The following is a 20,993-nucleotide window of genomic DNA, read 5'->3' as shown; positions in this document are numbered from 1 at the left end:
CCCCGGCCCCGCACCGAACCCCGGTGCGGGGCCGGCGCCGTTTCTCCGGCCCTGCCGAACCGGCCGCGCCGTCGCACCGCTGGTAGGCGGGGTGTGCGCCCGCCAGTTCAGGAGAGCACGCGGTAGGTCACGTGCGTGACCAGGCTCGTCGCCCGTGACGTCACCTGCTCCAGTTTCAGCGGCGGGACGCCCTCGAACAGCCGCGTACCGGCGCCGAGCGTGAGCGGCGCGATGTGCAGCCGCAACTCGTCGATCAGGCCGGCGGCGAGGTACTGGTTGACGGTCGTCGCGCCGCCCATGATCGCGACCTCGCCGTCGCCGGCCGCTTCGCGCGCCTGTGCCAGTGCCGACTCGATCCCGTCGGTGACGAAGTGGAACGTGGTGCCGCCCTCCATCGGCTGCGGCTCGCGCGGGTGGTGGGTGAGCACGAACACCGGTGCGTGGTACGGCGGATTCTCGCCCCACCAGCCGTTCCACTGCCGATCCCACTCGCCACGCACGGGGCCGAACATGTTGCGGCCCATGATGAACGCCTTGGCCGCGGTCATCTGGTCGATCTCGGCCCTGCTCTCCTCGGGCGCGTCGGTGAACCAGGCGTGCAGCTTGTCGCCCCAGCCGTCGCCGCCGTCCTCGCCGAACGGGCGTTCCTCGGTCTGGTTGAGCCCGGCCGAGTACCCGTCGGCCGAGATCGTGATGCCGCAGACCACCTTGCCGATATGTGCGGTCATTGCCTGTCCTCCTGGCGCGACCTGGCGTCGCCCTCGCGGTGCGGTTCCTGTCCGGGACATCAGCATTCAGCAGCCGTGACATGACGTCCAATGCCAATCCTGTGGCAGACTCATTGATATCTTTGATCAATGCTGAGTCTGGTCCACCTCAAGGTCCTGGCTGCGGTGGCCCGGCACGAGTCGGTGACCGAAGCGGCGAGAGAGCTGCACTACTCCCAACCGTCGGTGAGCCACCACCTGTCCCGCCTGGAGGCGGCCATCGGCGTCCGGCTCGTGCAGCGGATCGGTCGTGGCATCCGGTTGACCCCGGAAGGGTGGCTGCTGGCCAACCGGGCCGCCGAGATCGTGGGACGGGTCGACGCGGCGACCAGCGAACTCGCCGCACAGGTCTGGCGGCCAGCCGGACCCGCCCGGACCGCAGCCGACGCGTCGGCGTTGAGCACAATCGTGCCCAGGGCGGCCGTCACGTTGGCCCAGGCGCACCCGGGACTCGAACTGAGCCTGATCGACCGCCACCCGGTCGAGGCGTTGCAGATGCTGCGACACGGCGAGATCGATGTCGCACTCGTCTTCCGACACGCCGACGCCCCGGTCGAGGACGACGGATTCCGCCTCCGCCACCTCGCCGACGACCCCATCCACCTCATCAGCCAGCGCCCCGACGACAGCCTCGCGAACCACCGCCACTCCGCCTGGATCGGCGGGTGCGCACGGTGCCAGGAGGAGCTGACCGCCGCGTGCCGGCGAGCGGGCTTCACCCCCCGGATCGCCTCACTCAGCGACGACATGGTCGTCGTGCAAGCCCTCGTCGCCGCCGGCACAGGCGTGGCGATCCTGCCCGGCCTCGCGCTCCAGGCCCATCGCCGGCCCGACATCCACGCCAGCGAACTCACCGGCTTCCGCCGCCAGATCCACGCCGCCACCTACGGCGAACCACCCGACCCGCCCGCCGTCGCGGCCGTACTGGCCGCACTCGCCGGAGCGGCCACGCCGACGACATCGAGCACGACCGCGACCCAGTGATCGGCGAACTGCCCAGCCGGCCCGCCCACCGGTCTTGCCAGTTCCGCACCGCCGAGCCCGGCACCCGACAGTAGAGTTGACCCCGGCCACCTCCGCCCGGCGTTTCACCTGCCCGGAGGCAGCCAGATGGACACCGACCGCTTCGCCGACGCCCCACCCGTCGAGCTGCCCAGCCACCGGGCGATCGAGAACCTGATCGCCCGGTACTACGAACTGCTGGACACCGGGGACTTCGCCGGACTCTCCGACCTCGTCGCGGACGCCAGCGTCACCCTCGACGGCGGCCCACCCCTGGACGGCCGGGACGCGGTCGAGCGGCTGGTCCACGACACGCTGGTGCTCTACGACGACGGGACGCCGCGTACCAGGCATGTGGCCAGCAACCTCGTCGTAGAGGTCGACGAGGCGGCCGGCAGCGCCCAGTCCAGCTCGTACGTCACGGTCTTCCAGGCGCTACCCGACTTTCCGCTCCAGGTGGTGGCGAGTGGACGGTGCCGGGACCGCTTCGAGCGGCGCGACGCCGGTTGGCGCTTCACGGAACGGTGGATCAGGACGGATCTCCTCGGCGACGTCAGCCACCACCTACGCGGCCCGGCCGGCTAGCCGCGGCGTCACCACCGTCGTCGGCCCGGTACACCAGCGACGAACGCCCGCCACGCCCCGGGCGCGAAGGCCAGCACCGGCCCGTCCGGATCCTTCGAGTCCCGTACGCCGACCGCCCCGCCCAGATCGTCGGCAACCTGCACGCACTCGGCGGAGCCGGCGTTGCTTCGGCTCGACTTCCTCCAGCGCGGCTCGGTACTCACAATTCGTTCACCAGCTTCAGAATCAGGTCCCGAGAGAGGTCACGCGGCAGCGCTACCGCCCTGACAATCTCCCACGACCGCTGTAGGGCGGCAACCGCCCTGGGATCCGTGACCACCCGCCCCTGTAGGTGGTCCTCCAGGAACGCGACGTCCGGACCCTCCTCAAAGGACGCGATCACGAACGGCCCGGACTGCCCGAGCCAGAGTCCGGTCGTCGCTGGCACGACGTGCGGCGGTGTGGACGGCGCCCACCGAAGCCGCGCCGGGTGGTGCCGGCGGGCGGACCGGCCGCCTTCCGATCCGGCGGATATAGGCCCGTCACCGGCAGCGGGTACGGGCCAGCCGCGAAACCGAGGCTGACCCGTACCCGTCGGGAGGTCAGCGGACGGGTTCCGCCGGCGCCCTGACGACGGCGGTCGACAGGTCGGCCCCGTCCCCCGGCTCGACATCCCCGGAGGAGATGCGGCGGCGTACCCCGAAGGCGGTGACCACGGCCGCGACGACGACGGCGGCCAGCGGCACCAGCAGGGCCGCCCGATAGCCGTCGAGCATCGCTGCCGGGCCGCCGTCGGTGCCGGTGGCGGCGACGTTGACGGCGGTCACCACGGAGAGGCCGAGGGCGGTTCCGAACTGGATCGACGTGTAGAGCAGCCCGCCGGCCAGGCCCTGTTCCCGCTCCGCGATCCCGTCGGTGGCGGCGATGGTGAGCGGCCCGTAGACCAGCGCGAACGCCACGCCGAGGATGATCACCGTCGGAAACATCGCCGGGTACGTCGTCTCCGGGCCGATCCGCAGGAAGAGCGCGTACGAGACGGCGGCGAGGAGCAGGCCGCCGAGGATCACCCGAGGATTGCCGTACCGGGCGACCAGCCGGGGTGTCAGCAACGGGGCGAGTACGACGTCCACGCTGACGGCCAGCAGGGCGAGACTCGTCTCCAGGGTCGACCAGCCGCGCAGTTCCTGGAGATAGAGCACGGCGATGAACTGGAAGCCGGCGAAGGCGGCGAGGAAGAGCAGCCCGGTGACGTTCGCCCGGACCAGTGCCGCGGAGCGGAGGATGCCGAGCCGGACCAGCGGGGTACGGGACCGTGCCTCGATGGTGAGGAACGCGCCGAGCAGGGCCAACGACGCGGCGGCCGTACCGATGGTCTGCGCGACGCCGGTGTGGGTGGCCCGCTCGACGGTCAGGACGAAGAGCAGCAGCGCGGCGGTCACGGTGACCGCGCCGGCCAGGTCGACCCCCTGGCCGGTCGGCGCGGGCCGGGGCGATCGCGGCACCAGCGGTACCGCCGCGATCAGCAGGACCAGCGCGAAGAGTACCGGGGCGAAGAAGACCCAGCGCCAGTCGATCGCAGTCAGCAGGCCGCCGACGACGAGCCCGAGCGAGTACCCACCGGAGGCGATCCCGGCGTAGACCAGCAGGGCGCGGTTTCGCTGCGGTCCCTCGGGGATGCTGGTGGTGATGATCGAGAGTCCGGCGGGGGTCATGAACGCGGCGGCGACGCCGGTGACGAACCGGGCCAGCACGAGCATCCAGCTCTGCGTCGCCAGCCCGCCGAGTCCGGAGAAGAGCAGGAAGACGAGCAGCCAGCAGAGGAACATCCGACGCCGCCCGTAGAGGTCGGCGGCGCGACCGCCGAGCAGCATGAAGCCGCCGTAGCCGAGGACGTAGGCGCTCATCACCCATTGCAGGGTGCCGGTGGAGAGGCCGAGGTCGGCGCGGATCGACGGCAGGGCGACGTTGAGCATCGCCACGTCGATGCCCTCCAGGAAGATCGCCCCGCACATGACCACGAGCACGCCCCAGGTGCGCGCGTCGGGCCGGTGCGTACCGGTGGACTGCTGGACTGTCGGTGGACTGGACACGGAACGGCTCCTCAGCACAGGCGGGACCGCGCGAGGGAACGGCCGGGGCGCGTCGTTCGGTTACCACCCGGCTGGTCAGTTCCCTCTTGTAACCAAGGAAATCGTCGGTCAGGCTTGACCATCGTGGAAGAAGGCACTTCGAAGTCACCCGGTTACTGCACGGGAACCGAGGGCGACTACACGGCCCGGCAGTGGGACGGGCGCGAGGACTGCGAGGTACGCCAGATCCTCGACCGGATCGCCGACAAGTGGTCGTTGCTGGTCATCGCCCTGCTCGACCGGCAGAGCCTGCGCTTCACCGAACTGCGCCGGGAGATCGACGGAATCAGCCAACGGATGCTCACCGTCACACTGCGCCAGCTCGAACGCGACGGACTCGTCCAGCGCACCGTCCACCCGGTCGTACCGCCCCGGGTGGACTACGCGCTCACCCCGCTCGGCGTCACCCTGCACCACACGATCCAGTCGCTGGTGCACTGGACCGAATCCCACCTGGACGAGATCGCCGCCGCCCGTACCAGGTACGACGAGCGCGCGGCGACGTCGACGCGATGACTAGCCGACCGGCCGGGGCAGACGCCGCCAGGCGGGGCGTTCCGCGTTGGTGAGCCAGCGCAGCAGCCACTCGGCCGGGCCGTGTCCGTGCCGCGCCAGCCACCAGCGGCTGAGCACGACCTGGCCGGCGAAGATCGCGACCGCGAAGAGCATCATCTCCAGCGGGGACACCTGACCCACCAGGCCGAAGCCGACACCGGTGAAAATCAGCAGCGTGGCGACCGACTGGCCGAGGTAGTTCGACAGCGCCATCCGGCCGGCCGGGGCCAACGCCGTACCGAGCGAGCGGCCGCGTTCGCTGTGCACCACCCGGATCAGCGTGGCGGCGTACGCGGCGGCCAGCAGCGGCGCCGTCATCGCACTCACGAGTACCCCGAGGGTGTTGCCGTTGCCGCCGAGCGAGGCGTAGACGGCGCCGCCGACGATGCCGACCGGGAAACCGACGAGCTGGACGATCCGCAGCCACGACTCGCGGCCGGTGAGCCCGACCAGTACCCGCCGCCGGGCGGCGACCATGCCGAGCAGGAACATCGCCAGCGTGGTCGGACCCTGCACGGTCAACTGGGAGAGGGCGTAGAGCGGCAGGATCGCGATGTGCTCGTGCACCACCGAGCCGAACCCGCCGGCCAGGTTGGCGGCCGACTCCTGTGCGGCGGCGACCTGACCCGCGTGGTCGAAGTAGCTCGACATGTCCAGGAAGAGGATGCTCGACCCGATGCTCAGCAGCAGATAGCCGTAGAGCGCGGCGGCGACGATCAGCGCCGTACGGTCCCGTACCCCGCGCATCGCCAGCAGGACCGCGCCGAGCAGCGCGTAGACGGTGAGGATGTCGCCGCTGATCAGGAAGACCGCGTTGACCGCGCCGAGGGCGAACAGGCCGAGCAGCCGGCGTACCATCCGGGGCCGGAACGCCGCCCCGGCCCGCGCCGCCGCCTCCGTCTGGAGCACGAAGCTGTAGCCGAACATGAACGAGAAGAGCAGGTAGAACTTCATCCCGAAGAAGCTGAGGTTGGCCCAGCGCACCGCGTCGTCCAGCCACGAGTCGTACGCCGGGTCGGTCACGTTCAGGCTGTAGCCGGTCGCCACGAAGGTGATGTTGACGACGAGGATGCCGAGCAGCGCGAAGGCGCGCAGTGCGTCGAGGTCGGGGATGCGGGTCCGGGGGGCCGTTACGGCGGTGGCTGTGGTCACCAGTCGAGCACACCAGCGCCGGGCCGCCCGGTCAGGAGCGTCAGGTCCCGGGGCGGGGTGGAGCTAACTCCACCCCGCCCGGCGAACTAGTACACGACGTGTTTGCCGCCGTCCACGATGACCGCCTCGCCGGTGACCATGTCCATGCCGAGCAGCCCGAGCACCGCCTGCGCGACGTGTTCCGGGTCGGCGGTCCGGCGCAGCGGCACCAGCTCCCGCTCCTGGGCGCTCCGCTGGGCGAAACCCTCCTCGCCGTGCAGGCCGGGCTGCCAGCGGGTGTGCTGCACCGTGCCGGGCGCCACCGCGTTGACCCGTACCTCGGGGGCGAGCGCCACCGCCAGGTTGCGGGTGAGCTGGAGCATCGCCGCCTTACTCACCCCGTACGCGATCGAGGAGCCGCCGGCCCGGTAGCCGGAGATCGACGAGATGTTCACGATCGCCCCGCCGGTCTCCCGCAGCGCGGGCGCGAAGGCGCGGGCGCAGCGGAACGCGCCGAGCAGGTTCAGGTCGAGCACGTCCCGCCAGATGTCGTCGGTCAGCCCGTCCAGGTCGGGGTGTTCGACCGCCCGGGTACCACCGGCGTTGTTGACCAGCACGTCGACCCGGCCGAAGGTGGCGACCACCTGCTCGGCCATCGCGCGTACCTGGGCGTCGTCGGTGACGTCGGCGGCGAACGCCCGGGAGCGGCCGGCCCGCTCCCGGGCCCGTTCCGCCGTCTCCTCGGCCTCGGCCCGGGACCGGCTGAAGTTGACCACCACGGCGTCCGCGCCGGCCCGGGCCAGCGCCAGGCTCACCGCCCGGCCGATCCCGGTGCCTCCGCCGGTGACCACGGCGACGGTCTTCTCCAGGTTCATCGCGCCGTCTCCACCGGGGTGGAGGCCGTCGGCGGCGTCGCTCCCGGACCGGCTTCCGGTCCCTCCTGGTACGCGTGCACGGCGTTGATGTCCATCGTCCGGGTCTCCCGGGCGACCAGGAACGCCACCAGCGACACGACGGCGGTGAAGATGATCCAGAGTGCGACCAGCCAGGGTGAGCCGTCGGCGGCGCCGAGCAGTGCCGCCGCGACCAGTGGGGAGAAGCCGGAGATGGCGGCGCCGATCTCCCGGGAGGCGGCGAAGCCGGTGTAGCGGACCCCGGCACCGAACAGTTCCGCGTAGAACGCCGGCTGTACGGCGATCATCGGTGCGAAGCCGATGCCACCGGCGATGATCAGTGCCAGCCAGATCAGCGCGGTCACCTCGGTGTTGAGCAGCCAGAAGTACGGGAAGGCGAAGGCGGCGGTGAAGACCACGCTGAACACGTTGAGCGGCTTGCGGCCGATCCGGTCCGAGAGTGCGCCGTAGATCGGCTGGACCGCGATCACCACCAGCCCCATCAGGATCACGCCGGTCAGCGCCACCCAGCGCGGCTGGTCGAGTTCGTTGGTCAGGTAGGCGACGCTGAAGGTGGCGAAGATGTAGACGATCGCGGTGTCGCAGATGTGCGCCCCGATCCCGACCAGGAAGTTGCGGGGGTACATCTTCAGGGTGTCCAGGATCGGCGTCCGGACCACGGTGCGGCTGCGCTCCATCCGGCGGAACACCGGCGACTCGGTGACCCGGAGCCGTACGTAGACGGTCACGAAGATCATCAGGAAGCTGGCCAGGAACGGGATCCGCCAGCCCCAGGATTCGAGCTGGTCGTCGGGGAGCATCCCGACCAGCAGGAACGAGACGGTACCGAGCACCAGACCGATCTGCACCCCGGTCTGGGCGTACGAGGCGTAGTAGCCGCGCCGCTCCGGTGGGGCGTGCTCGGCGAGCAGGGTCGACGCGCCGCCGAACTCGGCTCCGGCGCCGAGCCCCTGGCAGATCCGCATCAGTACCAGCAGGATCGGCGCCCAGACCCCGATCTGGTCGTACGTCGGCAGCAGGCCGATCAGCCCGGTCGCGATGCCCATCACCAGGGTGGTGATGATCAGTGTGGAGCGCCGGCCGATCCGGTCACCGAGCCGGCCGAAGAAGAAGCCGCCGACCGGACGGAACAGGAACGCCACCCCGAAGGTGGCGAACGCGACGAGCGTGCCGACCGCCGGCTCGGCGTCCGGGAAGAAGATCTCGTCGAAGACCAGCGCGGCTGCGGTGCCGTAGATGAAGAAGTCGTACCACTCCAGGGCGGTGCCGACCAGCGAGGCCGAGACGACCCGGCGCAGCTCGGCGGGTGGGGTGCGCTCCTGGTCGGAGGGAGCGGAGGTGGTTTCGGGCTCAGGCGGGGGCGCGGGGTCCACCGGTGTCATCAGGGTTCTCCTCGGGCGAGGGGGCCGCGCCGTCGGCGCGGCTTCGGGGGTGGGGTACGGGTACGGGTACGCCGGGCAGCTCGGGTCCGCCCGGCAGCTCGGCCAGTTCGCGCCAGGTGGACGGGGCGAGGGTGATCCCCTCGGAGATCCGGGCGGCGCGGGTCCGCGCCTCCTTCTCGCCGGGCACCAGCACGCCGTCCGGGCCGGGGTCGGTGTCGACGGCGGGCGCGGTGTCGCCGAGCAGTCGGCAGAACTCCTCCGACCGGCTCCGGAATCCGGAGACCGGTACGAAGGTCTCGATGTCGATGGCGATCAGTACGGTGCCGTTGGTGTTGTCGTAGCCGGGCAGGCTGGACACTCCGGCGCCGGAGAGCAGCCCGCCGACGATCTCGATCATCACGCTGAGGCCGTAGCCCTTGTGCTGGCCGAACGGCAGCAGCGCGCCTCCCGTGTAGAAGTCGGCCGGGTCGGTCGAGTCGCGGCCCTCCGCGTCGACCAGCAGGCCGGTGCCGACCCGCTCCTGCCGGGCCAGCGAGAGCGCGAGCTTGCCCTCGGCGATCGCGGAGGTGGCGAAGTCGACGACCACCGGGGGCCGCCCGTCGGCCCGGGGCGCCGACCAGGCGAGCGGGTTGGTGCCGAGCCGGCGCTCCCGGCCGCCGTACGGGGCGACGGTCGGGTCGATGTTGCAGAACGCCAGCCCGACCGCGTCCGTTTCGGCGAGCGTCTGCACGTACTCGCCGAGTCGGCCGATGTGGTTGCAGTTGCCGATCGTCACCACGCCGACGCCGTACTCCCGGGCGAGGTCGCGGGCCTCGGTCACGGCCAGCCGGGCGGCGAGCTGGCCGAATCCGCGCCGGCCGTCGACGACGGCGGTGGCCCGGTGCCGGCGTCGGACGACGGGGTCGGCCGAGGGATCGATCATGCCCCCGCGCACCGCGTCGACGTACGGGACCAGCCGGCGTACCCCGTGCGAGTCGTGCCCGACCAGGTCGGATTCGACCAGCGAGACGGCGACGGTCCGGGCGGTCGGTTCCGGGCTGCCGGCGGTGGCGAGGATCCGGGCGGCGATCTCCACCAGCTCGTCGGCGGGTACGGCGACCGGGGTCACCCCGTCGTCGGCCCCCGCTGCGGGCTGGTCCGGCGCGCGGCTGGTCGGCACGGTCGACCAGGACGGCGAACGGTGTGCCGTCGCCCGGTCGCCGGTCTGGTCGCGGTCCTCGCCGTGCGCCATCTGGTGTCACCCCCAGAGCACGGTCGTTCCGTCCTGCGGAACGCCGTTCCACAGTTACCTTCGTCACAGTCTGGCCTGTAACGTCGAGCGACGCAACCGGATGGAAACAATTCGCTGCCGAGCCGGGGCTGCCACCACTTCTTCAACAGCCTGTCGAGCTGCCCCGTCTGTGCGCCCGGGCCCGACCGGACTCGACCACGAGCCGGCCACCCGCCCCGGCTGTGCACCCAGCTCTAAAGGGCGCCCGACAGACACTCGTCCCGGGCCGACCGGACCCCAGCCAACCGGTGCGACCGACACGACCGACACCACCGGCAGCAGCACCCGGTGGTCAGGCGCCCCGTCAGCCCGGGACGGTGCGGGCGCCGAGGGCCCGGGAGACCTGGCCGGCGGCCTCGACCACCTGCCGGCCCACCTCGTCCGCCGGCTGGTCGGCCGCCTCGTAGCTCAGCGTCGCCGCGCTCACCCCGCCGATCACGTGCCCGGCGTGGTCGTACACCGCCGCGCCGGTCGCGGAGACCCCGGGCTCGTTCTCCTCGTGGTCCTCGGCCCAGCCCCGGGACCGGACCGTGGCGAGTTCGGCGAGCAGCTTCCCGACCTCGACGATCGTCCCCGGGGTGTGCCGGCGCAGCCCGGTCCGCTCGGCGAGCGCCACCACCCGGTCGTCGTCCAGGGTCGCCAGGACGGCCTTGCCGATCGACGTACTGTGCAGGTCGAGGCTCATCCCGACCCGGGAGGCGAGCTGGTACGGCTTGCCCGCCTCCACCTTGGCCACGTAGACCGCCTCGTCACCGTGCAGCAGCGCCAGGTGCACGGTACGGCCGGTGCGCCGTTGCAGCTCCTCCAGCTCCGGGCGTACCCGGGCGGGCAGGTCCAGCCGGTGCATCACCCGGCCGGCCAGCGCCAGCATCCGGGGGCCGGTGAAATAGTCCCCGTTGCCGGCGGGCCGGGCCAGCCCGCGTTCGACCATCACCTGGAGAATCCGGTGCACGGTTGCCTTCGGCAGGTTCGTCGCCGCCGCGATGTCGGTCAGCCGGCTGTGCTCGACCAGTGCCTCCAACACCGCGAACGTCTTGTCCGAGGCGCTCGCACCGGTCCGGTCAGCCATGGTTCCAATGTAGGGAACACCGCCGACCGGCTCGGTGGCGCCGCCTCGTCGCGCCGCCAGCTCGGATCGTCACCCCGTCAGCCCGGGTCGGGGCGGCCGGCGGCGGCCGCCAGTACCGCCGGGTCGACGTTGCCGCCGCTCACCACCGCCACTGTACGCCCGGCGGGCAGCTCGGCGGCGTGGAACATCCGGGCGGCGGTGGCCACCGCGCCGCTCGGCTCCACCACCAGCCGGGCGTCCCGGACCAGCCGGGTCGTCGCGGCGGCGATCTCCTCCTCGCTGACCGTCACGATGCCGTCCAGCCGGGCGCGGAGGTGGGCGAAGGTCAGCGCCGAAAGGTTGGTTCGCAGCCCGTCCGCGCTGGTCCGGTAGGTACGGGCCGGTTCCCACTGCCGCAGCTCGCCGCTGCGCAGCGACTCGGCGGCGTCGGCGGCGAGCGCCGGCTCGACCCCGATCACCCGGGCTGCCGGGCGCAGCGCCTTGACCGCGGTCGCGACCCCGGAGGAGAGCCCGCCCCCGCCGACCGGCACCAGCAACACGTCCAGCTCCGGCAGGTCCGCCAGCACCTCCAGCCCGATGGTGCCCTGACCGGCGATGATCCGCCGGTTGTCGAAGGGCGGGATCAGGGTCCGTCCCTGCTCGGCGGCGATCGCCTCGGCGACCGGCAGCCGGTCGGCCGGGGCGACCATGCGCACCTCGGCACCGAGGGCGCGTACCTGGTCGACCTTTGCCGCCGTGGCGCCCTCGGGAATCACGACCGTGCACGGCACGCCCCGGGCCCGGGCGGCGTAGGCGAGCGCCTGCCCGTGGTTGCCGGAGGAGTGCGTGACCACGCCCCGGGCCCGCCGTTCGGCGTCGAGCCGGGCCACCGCGTGCGTCACGCCGCGCAGCTTGAACGAGCCGACCGGTTGCAGGCTCTCCGGCTTCAGCCAGAGCCGGTCGTCCCAGCGGCAGGGCAGCAACGGCGTACGCAGCACCACACCGGTCAGGTCCCCCGCTGCGGCCCGTACGTCGTCGACGGTAACGAGATCAACCACCCGATCATCCTGCCACCGCGGCTCCGACGGTGGCCCGGAGCGGCGGCTCGGCCGGCCCCGTCCCGCCTCCGCGGGTATCAGAATGACGATCCCTACCGGGATGAATACGGCTAAAGCCTACTATTCCTCAGAGGCCCCGGAGGATACGAGGATCGCGATGACCAGCCCCGACCAGCCCGGCGAGCAGCCGTACCGGCCCGGCGGCGGTTCCGGCGAGCCACCGCCGGCCGGGGACCGCCCGGCCGAGCCGGTCCCCCGGTCGTGGGACTGGGCGATCGACCCGCCGCCGCCGGAGGGGCCGACCCGGGAGCCGACCCCGGATCCGGCGGCCGGGTCCTCGGTCGACGAGATCCCGGATCCAATCCCGCTGACCGGCCGCTTCCCCGACACGGTCGCCCCCGGCGCGGGCCCGCCCTCCCCACCCCGCCCCGAGGGGCCGCCACCACCGGACTGGTCCACGCCGGAGACCCGGGTCAGCACTCCGCCGCTGAGCGGTTACCCCCCGCCGCAGCCACCGCAGCCGCCGATCTGGGCATCCCAACCGGCCGCACCGGAGGCGGGAACCGGGCCGGAGGCGGGCCGACCACCGCCCGGCGGACCCGCCCGGACTCCCGAGTTCGTACGCCAGACCGACCGGCGGTGGTGGTTCGTACTCGGTCTCGTCGCCGCGGTGCTCTCCTGCTGTTGCGTGGCCGCCGCGGTGATCGCGCTCGCCTGGGGGCCGGACTTCTACACCGGGCTGCGCGACCCGGCCCCCCGGATCGTCGGCCTCAACCAGCCGGCCCGGGACGGCGACCTCGAATTCCAGGTGCACTCCGTGCGCTGCGGCTTCACCGAGGTCGGCGACCCGCTGGTCAGCCAGCTCGCGGTCGGGCAGTTCTGCCTGGTCGACCTCGCGGTACGCAACCTGGGCGCCCGACCGGTGACCTTCCAGGACAGCCTTCAGATCGCGTACGGACCGGCGGGGCAGCGGTTCGGGGTCGACACTTCGGCCGGACTGCTCGCCAACGCCGACCAGGTCAGCTTCCTCAGCGAGATCAACCCCGGCAACCGGGTCACCGGGGCGGTGGTCTACGACATCCCGCCGGACGCCCGGATCGTCCGGCTCCGGCTGCGTACCGCCGCCACCTCGCCCGGGATCCAGGTCCGCACCGGATAGCCGCCCGGCGGGTACGGCCGGGTCAGCGGGCCCGCCAGGCGGCGAGGACCTCGGCCTCCTCCGCCTCGGTGAGACCGATCCGCCGGCCCGCCTCCGGGCCGGCGGTGGCCAGCCAGGCGCTGGTGTCCCGGACGGTCTCGGCCAGTGGCCGGGTCCGCAGCCCCGCCGCCAGGCTCGGGGAGACGTCCCGGGTGAGGAAACCGGCGTACTCGGGCAGAGGCAGCCACAGCGGCAGCGAACGCGGGCCGGACCAGGGCTGCACCCCCTGCTCCGCCAGGAACTCCTGGGGCACCCAGCTCAGCTCGGCACCGTCGGGGACTACGTCGGCCAGCAGCGCCGCCCTGGTCGTCGGCGCGCCGGTGCCGTCGTACGTGCCGGTGAGCCCGCGTTCGGCGGCCGCGACGATCCAGGCCGCCAGGTCGCGTACGTCCACCAACTGCACCGCGTCGTCGGGCGAGCCGGGTGCGAGGACCTCGCCACCCCGGGCCGCCCGCCGGACCCAGTATTCGAAGCGTCCGCTCGGATCCTCCGGCCCGACGATCAGCCCGGCCCGGCAGACGAAGACCCGGTCGGCACCGAACGCCTCCGTCACGAGCTGCTCGCAGGTCACCTTGCAGGCGCCGTACGACTCGGCGGAGAGTTCCGGGTCCTCCGCGTCCGGGGGCGCCGGTGCCAGGAGCGGGGCGGTGTCGACCCGCTGGCCGACGGTGGCGGTGTCCGCGTACACCGAGCCGGTCGAGACGAACGTGAAATGCCCCACTCGGCCGGCAAGCGCGGCGACCGCGTGCCGGACGTGCCCGGGGTGCCGGGCCACGTCGACGACCGCGTCGAAGTCGCCGGTGAGCGCGGCCAGGCCGGCCGGGTCGGCCCGGTCCACCCGGACGAAGCGGACGCCGTCCACCGGGTCCCCGGAGGAGCCCCGGGCGGCGCAGGTGACGTCGTGGCCGGCGGCGAGGGCGTGCCGGGCGACGGCCCGGCCGAGGAAGACGGTGCCGCCGAGGACGAGGATTCGCATCCGGCGATGGTGCCCGGCGCGGGCGGTCTCCGGTAACCCCTGTTCGCGCAGAGCGGAGTACGGTCGCCGACACCGGTACGGCGGTCCGACGGTCGACTTCCGCCGCCCGTCATGCATACCGGGCCGGTTGTGGAGTACGGTTCGACCGATATCCCAGGAGGTCGCGAATGTCCCTGACGGTGCACACCGAGGAGCGGGCCGACGTCGTCGTCGTGTCGGTCGCGGGCGAACTCGACATGGCCACCGCGCCGCAACTGCAGGACCAGATCACGGACCTGCTGGAGAAGGGGCACGCCCGGCTGGTCTTCGACCTGGCCGAGCTGACGTTCTGCGACTCCACCGGACTCTCCGTCTTCGTCCGCGCCCGGAACAGCGCCGACGAGGCCGGCGGGATGGTCCGGCTGGCGGCGCCGCGCCGGGGGGTGTTGCGCATCCTCGAGGTGAGCGGCCTGGTGGAGGTGCTCCAGACGCACGCCACGGTGGACGAGGCGGTGGCCGGCGGCCCCGTCGCCACCGACTGACGGCGTCACCCGCCGGTCCCGCGCCGGCCGCCCGCCGCTTTTCGTCTCCCCCGCACTGGGCACTAGGTTGTCGACCGACACGAATCCGGCAACCTGGAGACGCCAATGCTCAAGGGCTTCAAAGACTTCATCATGCGGGGGAACGTCGTCGACCTCGCCGTCGGCGTGGTGATCGGCGCGGCCTTCACCGGCCTGGTCACCCAGTTCACCAACTCGTTCCTGAAGCCGCTGATCACCATGTTCGGCGGTGAGGAGGGCATCACCGCCGGCAAATGGACACTGCCGAACAAGGCGGAGGTCGACTGGGCCGCGTTCGTCAACGCCACCATCACCTTCCTGATGACCGCCGCCGTGCTCTACTTCCTGGTGGTCCTTCCGCTGAACAGGCTCGCCGAGCGGCGCCGCCGGGGTGAGGAGCCGGAGCCGGCCGCGCCGAGCGAGGAGATCAAGTTGCTCACCGAGATCCGTGACGCGCTGGTCGCCGCCGGCCGGGCGCCGAACCGGCACCCGGAGGGCCCGGACGAGCGGTTCGGCCAGCAGTACCCGCCGGCTCCGCGCCGCCCCTGAGCCCCCGGACCGTCACCTGCCAGGGTGACGGTCCGGCACCCGGCGATCTTCTCGAACGTACGTTCGATAAGGTCCCCGCATGGAGCAACGAAAGCACTGGTGGAACGGCAAGTGGGGGCGCCTGGCCCGGCGCGACGTCTACCTCCGGGCGGATGCCGACCAGTGGCACGTGGAGCAGCGCGCGGGCGGCGCCGAGGGGATCTCCCGGTTCTACGAGTTCGACAGCGAGGAGGCGGCGTACGACGTGGTCCGGACCCTGCTGACCGGGCCCGACACCTGGCGGGAACTCTCCGCCCGGCCGCCCGGCGCCCGATGACCGACCGCCCGGCTCGACGCAGCGGTGCCGACGGTCGGCGGGACGGCGCCCGTGGTCAGCGGGACGGCGCTTCCAGCAGGGCGATGGTGCTCAGCGTCACCTGGTCGCGGATCCGGGTCACCGAGGTCTGCCACTGCCGGGTGAACCCGGGCCGGTGTTCGAGGTCCCGCCACACCGGCAGCACCGACTCGTCGAGCCGGGCGGCCGGCATCCAGAGGTGCAGCAGGCAGTCGATTGCCGGTCGCAGCCGGTCGATCTTCTGCGTCCGGGTGCCCGGCCCGGTGAGGCTGAACTCGATCAGCGACAGCAGCGTGGTGAGCAGCCAGTCGTGCAGGGCGAGGTCCTCACAGAACTCCACCAGCGCCGGCACCGCCTCCTGCGGCGCGGTCAACTCCAGGGTACGCAGCGTGTCGGACTCGATCCGGAACTTGCCGTGCGCCTCGGTCCCCGGCTCGGCGGCCGGCAGCACCGCCCAGCGCAGCCGGGTGCGCTTGGTCCGGAACGGCGGCCGCCGGTCCAGCCGGGAGGAGCTCTGCACCCCGTCGATCAGCCGGGCGCTGATCGCACCGAGGTTGAGCGTCTGCGGCTGGTAGGTGGGGCCGAGGAAGCCCTGCGCCACGTCCCGGATGTCGACCTTGCCGATCGTCTCCACCCAGCCGGGCCGGGACAGGTAGTGCGACCAGATCAACCGGCGGTTGCTGGCCGCCCGGTCCAGCCGGGTGTAGGTGGAGCCCTGTAGGACGTGCCCGCCGGTCACCGCCGCGTGCGAGACCACCGTCCCCACGCCCCGGGTACGGCTGCCGGTCCGGGTCGGCAGCCTGCAGTCGACCCCGGTGAGCTGATCCGGCGAGACCGCGTACGCGATCGGGCGCTCGGACCGGCGGACCCGCTGGCCGACCAGGAGGTCGAGGAGTTGGGCGGTGTTCTCCAGCGAAAGCGAGCTGGAGTTCTGTAGAAGTCCGGTGTGGACCTCGCCCAGGGTGAGCATGTGCTCCTCCGCAACCTCGTGGGCACCGTGACCGCATCACCGGGCCGGGTCGCCGTGACAGCGTCACGGTAACCGATGTTCGCGCCGGGGACGGTGATCGGTCGGCAGCAATTCGGCAGGGTCTGTCGGCGAACGTCCGGTACCCGGTGCCCACCGCCTCCCACCAGCGCAAATCAGGCTGTTGCGTCCTATTGATACGGTTGCGTTACGCGCCGCTCACGCCGCCCCCTAGGAGCCGCCGTGACCAAGGTCTACGTCTCGGCCACTTTCCGGGATCTGCAAGACTGCCGGGCCGCCGTGCAACTGGCGCTGCGCCGGCTGCGGGTCGAGGACATGGCCATGGAGTCGTACGTGGCCGAGGACCGGCGTCCCCTCGAACGCTGCCTCGCCGACGTCGCCGAATGTGACGTCTACGTCGGCATCTTCGCCTGGCGGTACGGCTTCATCCCGGCCGGCTACGACCGCTCGATCACCGAACTCGAATATCGGGAGGCGCTCACCGGCGGCAAGCCGTGCCTGATCTTCCTGTTGGACGAGGAGGCGCCCTGGCCGCGCAGCTTCGTGGACCGGGGACGGGACGCGGAGAAGATCGAGGCGCTCCGGGCTGAGCTGGCCGACCGGCACATGTGCAGCACCTTCCGGGACCCGGCCGACCTGGCCGCGATGGTGACGGCGGCGGTGGCGAACTGTCTCACCGACGCCGGGGTGCCGATCGGCGACGGCATGCACGCGCTGAGCCGGGAAACCCTGAAGCAGTATCTGCTCCGGCTGCGGCAGCACTACGGGGTGCTGGACCTGGACGCGCTGACCCCGGAGCAGACCGAGGACTACCTGCGGATCCAGTTGATGTCGGTCTTCGTCGAGCAGTGGGTACGCGAGGATCCGCCCCCGGCCGAGCTGCCCCGGGAGTGGCTGCGCCGGATGCAGTCCGAGGGGCGGATCGGCACCGAGGACGTACCGGAGGAGGTCGATCCCCGGGAGTTGGTGCAGTTGCACGAGTCGTACCGGGCGAAGCCGTTGCAGCGGCTCTTCGACGTGCTCGGCGCGCCGGACCAGCGGGCGATCGTGTTGCTCGGCGATCCCGGCTCCGGCAAGTCGACCGCGGCCCGGTACGTCACGCTCAGCCTCACCGGTGGTCCGGTCGACGACCGGCTGACCGCGCTCGCCGACCACCTGCCGCTGCTGATCGAGCTGCGTTCCTTCATCACCCTGGTCGCCGAGGGGAAGTGCGACAACTTCGTCGACTATCTCGACCACCGGGCCGGCACCGACGGGCTCGGCATCGAGCGGGCCGCGCTGCTGCGGCACCTCGGTGTCGGCGGCCGGGCGGTGATGATCCTGGACGGTCTGGACGAGGTCTTCGACCGGCACCGCCGGGAGGAGGTGGCCCGGCAGATCGCCGGCTTCGCCGCCAACCACCCGCAGGTACGGATGATCGTCACGTCCCGGATCATCGGCTATTCGCGGCGCATCCTGACCAGCGTCGGCTTCGTGCACTACACCTTGCAGGACCTGGACGAGGAGCAGACCGGCGACTTCCTGTCGAGCTGGTACCGGCTGGCGATCCGGGACCGGCCGGAGGACGCCCGCGCCCAGCGGGCCCGGTTGCTGGACGCGATGCGGCACTCGCACGCGATCCGGGAACTCGCCGGCAACCCGCTGCTGCTGACCATCCTGGCGATCATCGGCAAGCACCAGCCGCTCCCCCGGGAACGCTGGAAGCTCTACGACCACGCCGCGACCGTGCTGGTGGCGCAGTGGGACACCGACCGGCACCTGCGGGAGCAGTCCTCGGTCGCCGGTTTCCTGGACCCGGAGGACAAGAAGGAGCTGCTGCGCCGGCTGGCGTACCGGATGCAGTCCGCCGACCGTGGCCTGACGGTCAACTACATCGACCGGACGGAACTCAGCGACGTCTTCGAGCAATATCTCGTCGAGCGCTACCGGCGGGACGCCGCCACCGCCCGGAGCATCGCGCTGGCGATGATCGACCAGTTTCGGGAGCGGAACTTCATCCTCAGCCGGTACGGCCCGCAGGTCTACGGCTTCGTGCACCGCACCTTCCTGGAGTTCTTCTGCGCCGACGCCATCCTGGCGAAGTTCCAGCACGACCAGGTGCTCTCCTTCGAACAGCTCAAGGACCTCTTCCGGCAGCACTGGGCCGACCTGTCCTGGCGGGAGGTGCTCCGGCTGCTCGCCGGCGCGCTGCACCAGAACCACACCGCGCAGCTCATCCAGCTGCTCACCACCGAGGTCAACCAGCCGTGGCCGCCGGCCGACTTCGCCCCGCCGCCGTGGAACCTGGCGCTGGCCGTGCAGTGCCTGGCCGAGGTCCGCAACCTGCACAGCGCCGCCGCCAAGCCGGCGGAGACGCTGCTGCGGCAGCTCATCCTGCTGCTGGAGCACTGCGTCTCGATCGACGACCGGGAGACCGCCCGGCTGATCGACGAGGAGATCCTGCCGGCCGCCAAGGCGATCGGTCCGAACTGGCCCGGCCGCAAGATCTACCTCTCCTGGTACCGGCGCCGGGGCGTCCGGGTCGTCTGGAACCCCGTCTCCACCCACGCCGCCCGGCTGGCCGCGATGCTCTCCACCCCGGCCGAGCGGATCGACGACCTCTTCGACGACGTGCTCGCCAGCATGGACGACAGCCCGGCTTCCTACGCCTCGGTCGCCGGCCTGGCCGAGCTGGCCCAGCTCGCCACCAACGCCGTGGACAGCCCCGCGCACCAGGCCGCCGCCGCCCGGGCCCGGACCCGGCTGATCAAGCGCGCCCGGGCCGACAACCACGCCGGGGTGCGGCTCGCCGCCGTACAGGCCCTCGGGGAGCGGTTCGGCACCGATCCGGAGGCCCGCGACCTGCTCATCGAGCGGGTCCGCGCCGACGGGTACGCCGGGGTGCGGCTCGCCGCCGTGCAGTCGCTCGGGGAACGCTTCCGGGACGAGCCGAACGTCCGCGACCTGCTCCGGGAACGCGCGCACGCCGACGAGCACGCCAGCGTACGGCGTACCGCGATCCAGACCCTCGGTGACCGGTACGGCGGCGACGACGAACTCCGGGACGTACTCGTGGAGTGCCTGCGCACCGACACCGACGCCGAGGTGACCAGGACCGCCGCGCACGTCCTGGTCGAGCGGTTCGCCGCCACCCGGCACGTCCGGGACCTGCTGATCGAGCGCGCCCGCGACGACACCGACCCGGTGACCCGGCGGACCAGCGTGCGGGTGCTCGGCGAGCGGCTGGCCGGCGACGCCAAGGTCCGGTCGGTGCTCGTCGAGCGGGTCCGGGTCGACCGTGACCCGGGCGTGCTCCGGGCCGCCGCCCGCGCCCTGATCGACCAGCAGGGGCCGGACACCGCCACCCGGGACCTGCTGGTCAGCCGCACCGGCGGGGACATCGACGAGGCCGTCCGGCTGGTCGCGCTCCGGATGCTGGTCGAGCACTTCGACCGGGACACCGCCCTGATCGACCTGCTGGTCACCACCGCCCGCCACGACCGGGACGCCGACGTACGGCTGCTCGCCGCCCGGGCGCTGACCGACGAGATCGGCGCCGAGGCGTCGGTCGGAGCCGCGCTCGGCGAGCTGGCGCTGCGGGACCGGGACGCCCGGATCCGGCTGGTCGCCGCCCGGGCCCTGATCGAGCGGGTCGGGATGGACTCCGCCGTCTCCGAGGTGCTCGCCGGGCTCGCCCGGGACGACTCCGACGCGGCCGTACGCCTCGCCGCCGTCAACGCCCTCGCCGACACCGTACGCCGGGATCCGGCCACCCGGGAGGTGCTGCTCGACCGGGCCCGTACCGACTCCGACGCGGAGGTGCGGCTCGCCGCGCTCCGGGCGCTGACCCGGGAGCCGCAGCTCTCCGACCAGGTCCACCAGGTGCTGGTCGACCGGGCGCACCACGACCCGGACGCCGCCGTCTTCGCGCTCGCCGCCACCGCGGTGATGGAACGGGGCGGTTCCCGCGACGACGTGCACGACCTGCTCGCCGGTCGGGTACACGGGGACAGCAACGCCCGGGTCCGGCTCGCCGCCGTACGCCTGCTGGTGCAGCGGGTCGGTGTCGACGCCGACGTCCGGGAGGCGCTGCTGGAACGGATCCGGCACGATCCCGACGCCGAACTCGTGCACGAGGCCGCCGTGGAACTCGCCACCCGGCTCGGCACCGACGTGGAGCAGTGCGAGGTGCTGATGACCCGGGCCACCGGCGAGGACCCGCAGATCCGCACCGTGGCGGTACGCATCCTCGGCGAGCACTTCGGCGCCGACCGGGCCGTACGCGAGCTGCTGATCGAGCGGGCCGGCAACGACAAGGACGTGCAGGTGCGCCGGGAGGTGCTGCGAGTGCTCGGTGAACGCCTCGCCGAGCATCCGGAGGTGCGTACCCTCTTCGTGGAGCGGCTGCGCGACCAGGACTGGTCGGTGCGGGCCGCCACGGTGCAGGCCCTCGGCACCCACTTCGGCGACGACCGCCAGACCCGGGAACTCCTCACCGAACTCGCCCGGGACGACCCGGACCCCGATTTCCGGCGCCGGGCCGGTCAGGTGCTCACCTGGCTACCCGACGCGGACCCCGACCACCTGCCGGACGTACGGCGGTGAGCGGC

20 protein-coding genes are annotated in these 20,993 nt (G+C 72.2%); 8 read left to right on the top strand and 12 right to left on the bottom strand.

Going from position 1 to position 20,993, the window contains the following annotated elements:
• Positions 1–107 precede the first annotated feature (107 nt).
• Complete coding sequence (locus C6361_RS18490) at positions 108–728, bottom strand: dihydrofolate reductase family protein (RefSeq protein WP_107268473.1); 621 nt, start codon at positions 726–728, stop codon at positions 108–110.
• 129 nt (positions 729–857) lie between these two features.
• On the opposite strand from C6361_RS18490, the gene C6361_RS18485 reads away from it, so the two are divergent.
• Together C6361_RS18485 and C6361_RS18480 are read left to right on the top strand one after the other, a co-directional pair.
• On the top strand, positions 858–1,751 hold the full coding sequence (locus C6361_RS18485) for a LysR family transcriptional regulator (protein WP_107268472.1): 894 nt from the start codon (positions 858–860) through the stop codon (positions 1,749–1,751).
• Between the two features lie 126 nt (positions 1,752–1,877).
• Entirely contained in the window at positions 1,878–2,354 is a 477-nt protein-coding gene (locus C6361_RS18480; protein ID WP_107268471.1) for a nuclear transport factor 2 family protein, read from the top strand.
• A gap of 8 nt (positions 2,355–2,362) precedes the next feature.
• Here the strand turns inward: C6361_RS18480 and C6361_RS18475 are convergent, their stop codons facing one another.
• From C6361_RS18475 to C6361_RS18465, 3 genes are read right to left on the bottom strand one after another with little or no spacing between them, the layout of a single operon-like run.
• A complete protein-coding gene (locus tag C6361_RS18475; protein ID WP_369930019.1) occupies positions 2,363–2,557 on the bottom strand; it encodes a DUF397 domain-containing protein in 195 nt (64 codons plus the stop codon).
• A complete protein-coding gene (locus C6361_RS39255; RefSeq protein ID WP_369930017.1) occupies positions 2,554–3,006 on the bottom strand; it encodes a Scr1 family TA system antitoxin-like transcriptional regulator in 453 nt (150 codons plus the stop codon). Before C6361_RS39255 ends, C6361_RS18475 begins: the two co-directional genes overlap by 4 nt.
• Complete coding sequence (locus C6361_RS18465; protein WP_234358884.1) at positions 2,936–4,423, bottom strand: MFS transporter; 1,488 nt, start codon at positions 4,421–4,423, stop codon at positions 2,936–2,938. The genes C6361_RS39255 and C6361_RS18465 overlap by 71 nt, the downstream gene beginning before the upstream one ends.
• 123 nt (positions 4,424–4,546) lie before the next feature.
• Here C6361_RS18465 and C6361_RS18460 point away from each other — a divergent pair, with 123 nt between their 5' ends.
• The gene (locus C6361_RS18460; RefSeq protein WP_107261991.1) at positions 4,547–4,978 is read left to right on the top strand and encodes a helix-turn-helix domain-containing protein; all 432 of its coding nucleotides are present in this window, start codon (positions 4,547–4,549) and stop codon (positions 4,976–4,978) included.
• Here C6361_RS18460 and C6361_RS18455 read toward each other — a convergent pair whose 3' ends face one another.
• From C6361_RS18455 to C6361_RS18430, 6 genes are all read right to left on the bottom strand, one after another.
• Positions 4,979–6,169 (bottom strand): DUF418 domain-containing protein, encoded by a 1,191-nt coding sequence (locus C6361_RS18455; RefSeq protein ID WP_107268468.1) that lies wholly within the window; start codon positions 6,167–6,169, stop codon positions 4,979–4,981.
• Between the two features lie 86 nt (positions 6,170–6,255).
• Complete coding sequence (locus tag C6361_RS18450) at positions 6,256–7,023, bottom strand: SDR family NAD(P)-dependent oxidoreductase (protein WP_107268467.1); 768 nt, start codon at positions 7,021–7,023, stop codon at positions 6,256–6,258.
• Positions 7,020–8,444, bottom strand: a complete 1,425-nt coding sequence (locus C6361_RS18445; RefSeq protein WP_107268466.1) for an MFS transporter — start codon at positions 8,442–8,444, stop codon at positions 7,020–7,022. The genes C6361_RS18450 and C6361_RS18445 overlap by 4 nt, the downstream gene beginning before the upstream one ends.
• A complete protein-coding gene (locus tag C6361_RS18440) occupies positions 8,413–9,675 on the bottom strand; it encodes an Ldh family oxidoreductase (RefSeq protein ID WP_107268465.1) in 1,263 nt (420 codons plus the stop codon). Before C6361_RS18440 ends, C6361_RS18445 begins: the two co-directional genes overlap by 32 nt.
• 343 nt (positions 9,676–10,018) lie before the next feature.
• Complete coding sequence (locus C6361_RS18435; RefSeq protein WP_107261981.1) at positions 10,019–10,783, bottom strand: IclR family transcriptional regulator; 765 nt, start codon at positions 10,781–10,783, stop codon at positions 10,019–10,021.
• Between the two features lie 77 nt (positions 10,784–10,860).
• Entirely contained in the window at positions 10,861–11,820 is a 960-nt protein-coding gene (locus tag C6361_RS18430; protein WP_107268464.1) for a threonine/serine dehydratase, read from the bottom strand.
• Positions 11,821–11,977: 157 nt separating this feature from the next.
• On the opposite strand from C6361_RS18430, the gene C6361_RS18425 reads away from it, so the two are divergent.
• Entirely contained in the window at positions 11,978–12,979 is a 1,002-nt protein-coding gene (locus C6361_RS18425) for a DUF4352 domain-containing protein (RefSeq protein ID WP_107268463.1), read from the top strand.
• Between the two features lie 22 nt (positions 12,980–13,001).
• On the opposite strand, the gene C6361_RS18420 is transcribed toward C6361_RS18425, so the two are convergent.
• Complete coding sequence (locus C6361_RS18420; RefSeq protein WP_107268462.1) at positions 13,002–13,994, bottom strand: NAD-dependent epimerase/dehydratase family protein; 993 nt, start codon at positions 13,992–13,994, stop codon at positions 13,002–13,004.
• Positions 13,995–14,161: 167 nt separating this feature from the next.
• On the opposite strand from C6361_RS18420, the gene C6361_RS18415 reads away from it, so the two are divergent.
• The 3 genes from C6361_RS18415 (at position 14,162) to C6361_RS18405 (ending at position 15,398) form a co-directional block, all read left to right on the top strand.
• On the top strand, positions 14,162–14,515 hold the full coding sequence (locus C6361_RS18415; protein WP_107261974.1) for an STAS domain-containing protein: 354 nt from the start codon (positions 14,162–14,164) through the stop codon (positions 14,513–14,515).
• A gap of 105 nt (positions 14,516–14,620) precedes the next feature.
• Positions 14,621–15,082, top strand: a complete 462-nt coding sequence (mscL, locus tag C6361_RS18410) for a large conductance mechanosensitive channel protein MscL (protein WP_107268461.1) — start codon at positions 14,621–14,623, stop codon at positions 15,080–15,082.
• A 79-nt stretch (positions 15,083–15,161) separates the two neighbouring features.
• Complete coding sequence (locus C6361_RS18405; RefSeq protein ID WP_107268460.1) at positions 15,162–15,398, top strand: hypothetical protein; 237 nt, start codon at positions 15,162–15,164, stop codon at positions 15,396–15,398.
• Between the two features lie 55 nt (positions 15,399–15,453).
• Here the strand turns inward: C6361_RS18405 and C6361_RS18400 are convergent, their stop codons facing one another.
• Positions 15,454–16,386 carry an SCO2521 family protein gene (locus C6361_RS18400; RefSeq protein ID WP_107261968.1) on the bottom strand — a complete coding sequence of 311 codons (933 nt, stop codon included), beginning with the start codon at positions 16,384–16,386 and terminating at the stop codon, positions 15,454–15,456.
• A gap of 240 nt (positions 16,387–16,626) precedes the next feature.
• On the opposite strand from C6361_RS18400, the gene C6361_RS18395 reads away from it, so the two are divergent.
• Complete coding sequence (locus C6361_RS18395) at positions 16,627–20,988, top strand: HEAT repeat domain-containing protein (protein WP_107268459.1); 4,362 nt, start codon at positions 16,627–16,629, stop codon at positions 20,986–20,988.
• The last annotated feature ends 5 nt before the right edge of the window (positions 20,989–20,993 follow it).

It is taken from the genome of Plantactinospora sp. BC1 (assembly GCF_003030345.1).
In the GTDB taxonomy this organism is placed as follows: Bacteria; Actinomycetota; Actinomycetes; order Mycobacteriales; family Micromonosporaceae; genus Plantactinospora.
This window is presented reverse-complemented; position numbering and strand designations above follow the sequence as displayed.

Excerpts from the sequence above, each read along its gene's own strand:
- C6361_RS18420 (WP_107268462.1), bottom strand. The coding sequence starts at position 13,994 with ATGCGAATCCTCGTCCTCGGCGGCACCGTCTTCCTCGGCCGGGCCGTC.
- C6361_RS39255 (WP_369930017.1), bottom strand. The coding sequence starts at position 3,006 with ATGTCGAGCCGGGGGACGGGGCCGACCTGTCGACCGCCGTCGTCAGGG.
- C6361_RS18445 (WP_107268466.1), bottom strand. The coding sequence starts at position 8,444 with ATGACACCGGTGGACCCCGCGCCCCCGCCTGAGCCCGAAACCACCTCC.
- C6361_RS18490 (WP_107268473.1), bottom strand. The coding sequence starts at position 728 with ATGACCGCACATATCGGCAAGGTGGTCTGCGGCATCACGATCTCGGCC.
- C6361_RS18440 (WP_107268465.1), bottom strand. The coding sequence starts at position 9,675 with ATGGCGCACGGCGAGGACCGCGACCAGACCGGCGACCGGGCGACGGCA.
- C6361_RS18400 (WP_107261968.1), bottom strand. The coding sequence starts at position 16,386 with ATGCTCACCCTGGGCGAGGTCCACACCGGACTTCTACAGAACTCCAGC.
- C6361_RS18485 (WP_107268472.1), top strand. The coding sequence starts at position 858 with ATGCTGAGTCTGGTCCACCTCAAGGTCCTGGCTGCGGTGGCCCGGCAC.
- C6361_RS18425 (WP_107268463.1), top strand. The coding sequence starts at position 11,978 with ATGACCAGCCCCGACCAGCCCGGCGAGCAGCCGTACCGGCCCGGCGGC.
- C6361_RS18480 (WP_107268471.1), top strand. The coding sequence starts at position 1,878 with ATGGACACCGACCGCTTCGCCGACGCCCCACCCGTCGAGCTGCCCAGC.
- C6361_RS18435 (WP_107261981.1), bottom strand. The coding sequence starts at position 10,783 with ATGGCTGACCGGACCGGTGCGAGCGCCTCGGACAAGACGTTCGCGGTG.
- C6361_RS18450 (WP_107268467.1), bottom strand. The coding sequence starts at position 7,023 with ATGAACCTGGAGAAGACCGTCGCCGTGGTCACCGGCGGAGGCACCGGG.
- C6361_RS18415 (WP_107261974.1), top strand. The coding sequence starts at position 14,162 with ATGTCCCTGACGGTGCACACCGAGGAGCGGGCCGACGTCGTCGTCGTG.
- C6361_RS18405 (WP_107268460.1), top strand. The coding sequence starts at position 15,162 with ATGGAGCAACGAAAGCACTGGTGGAACGGCAAGTGGGGGCGCCTGGCC.
- mscL (WP_107268461.1), top strand. The coding sequence starts at position 14,621 with ATGCTCAAGGGCTTCAAAGACTTCATCATGCGGGGGAACGTCGTCGAC.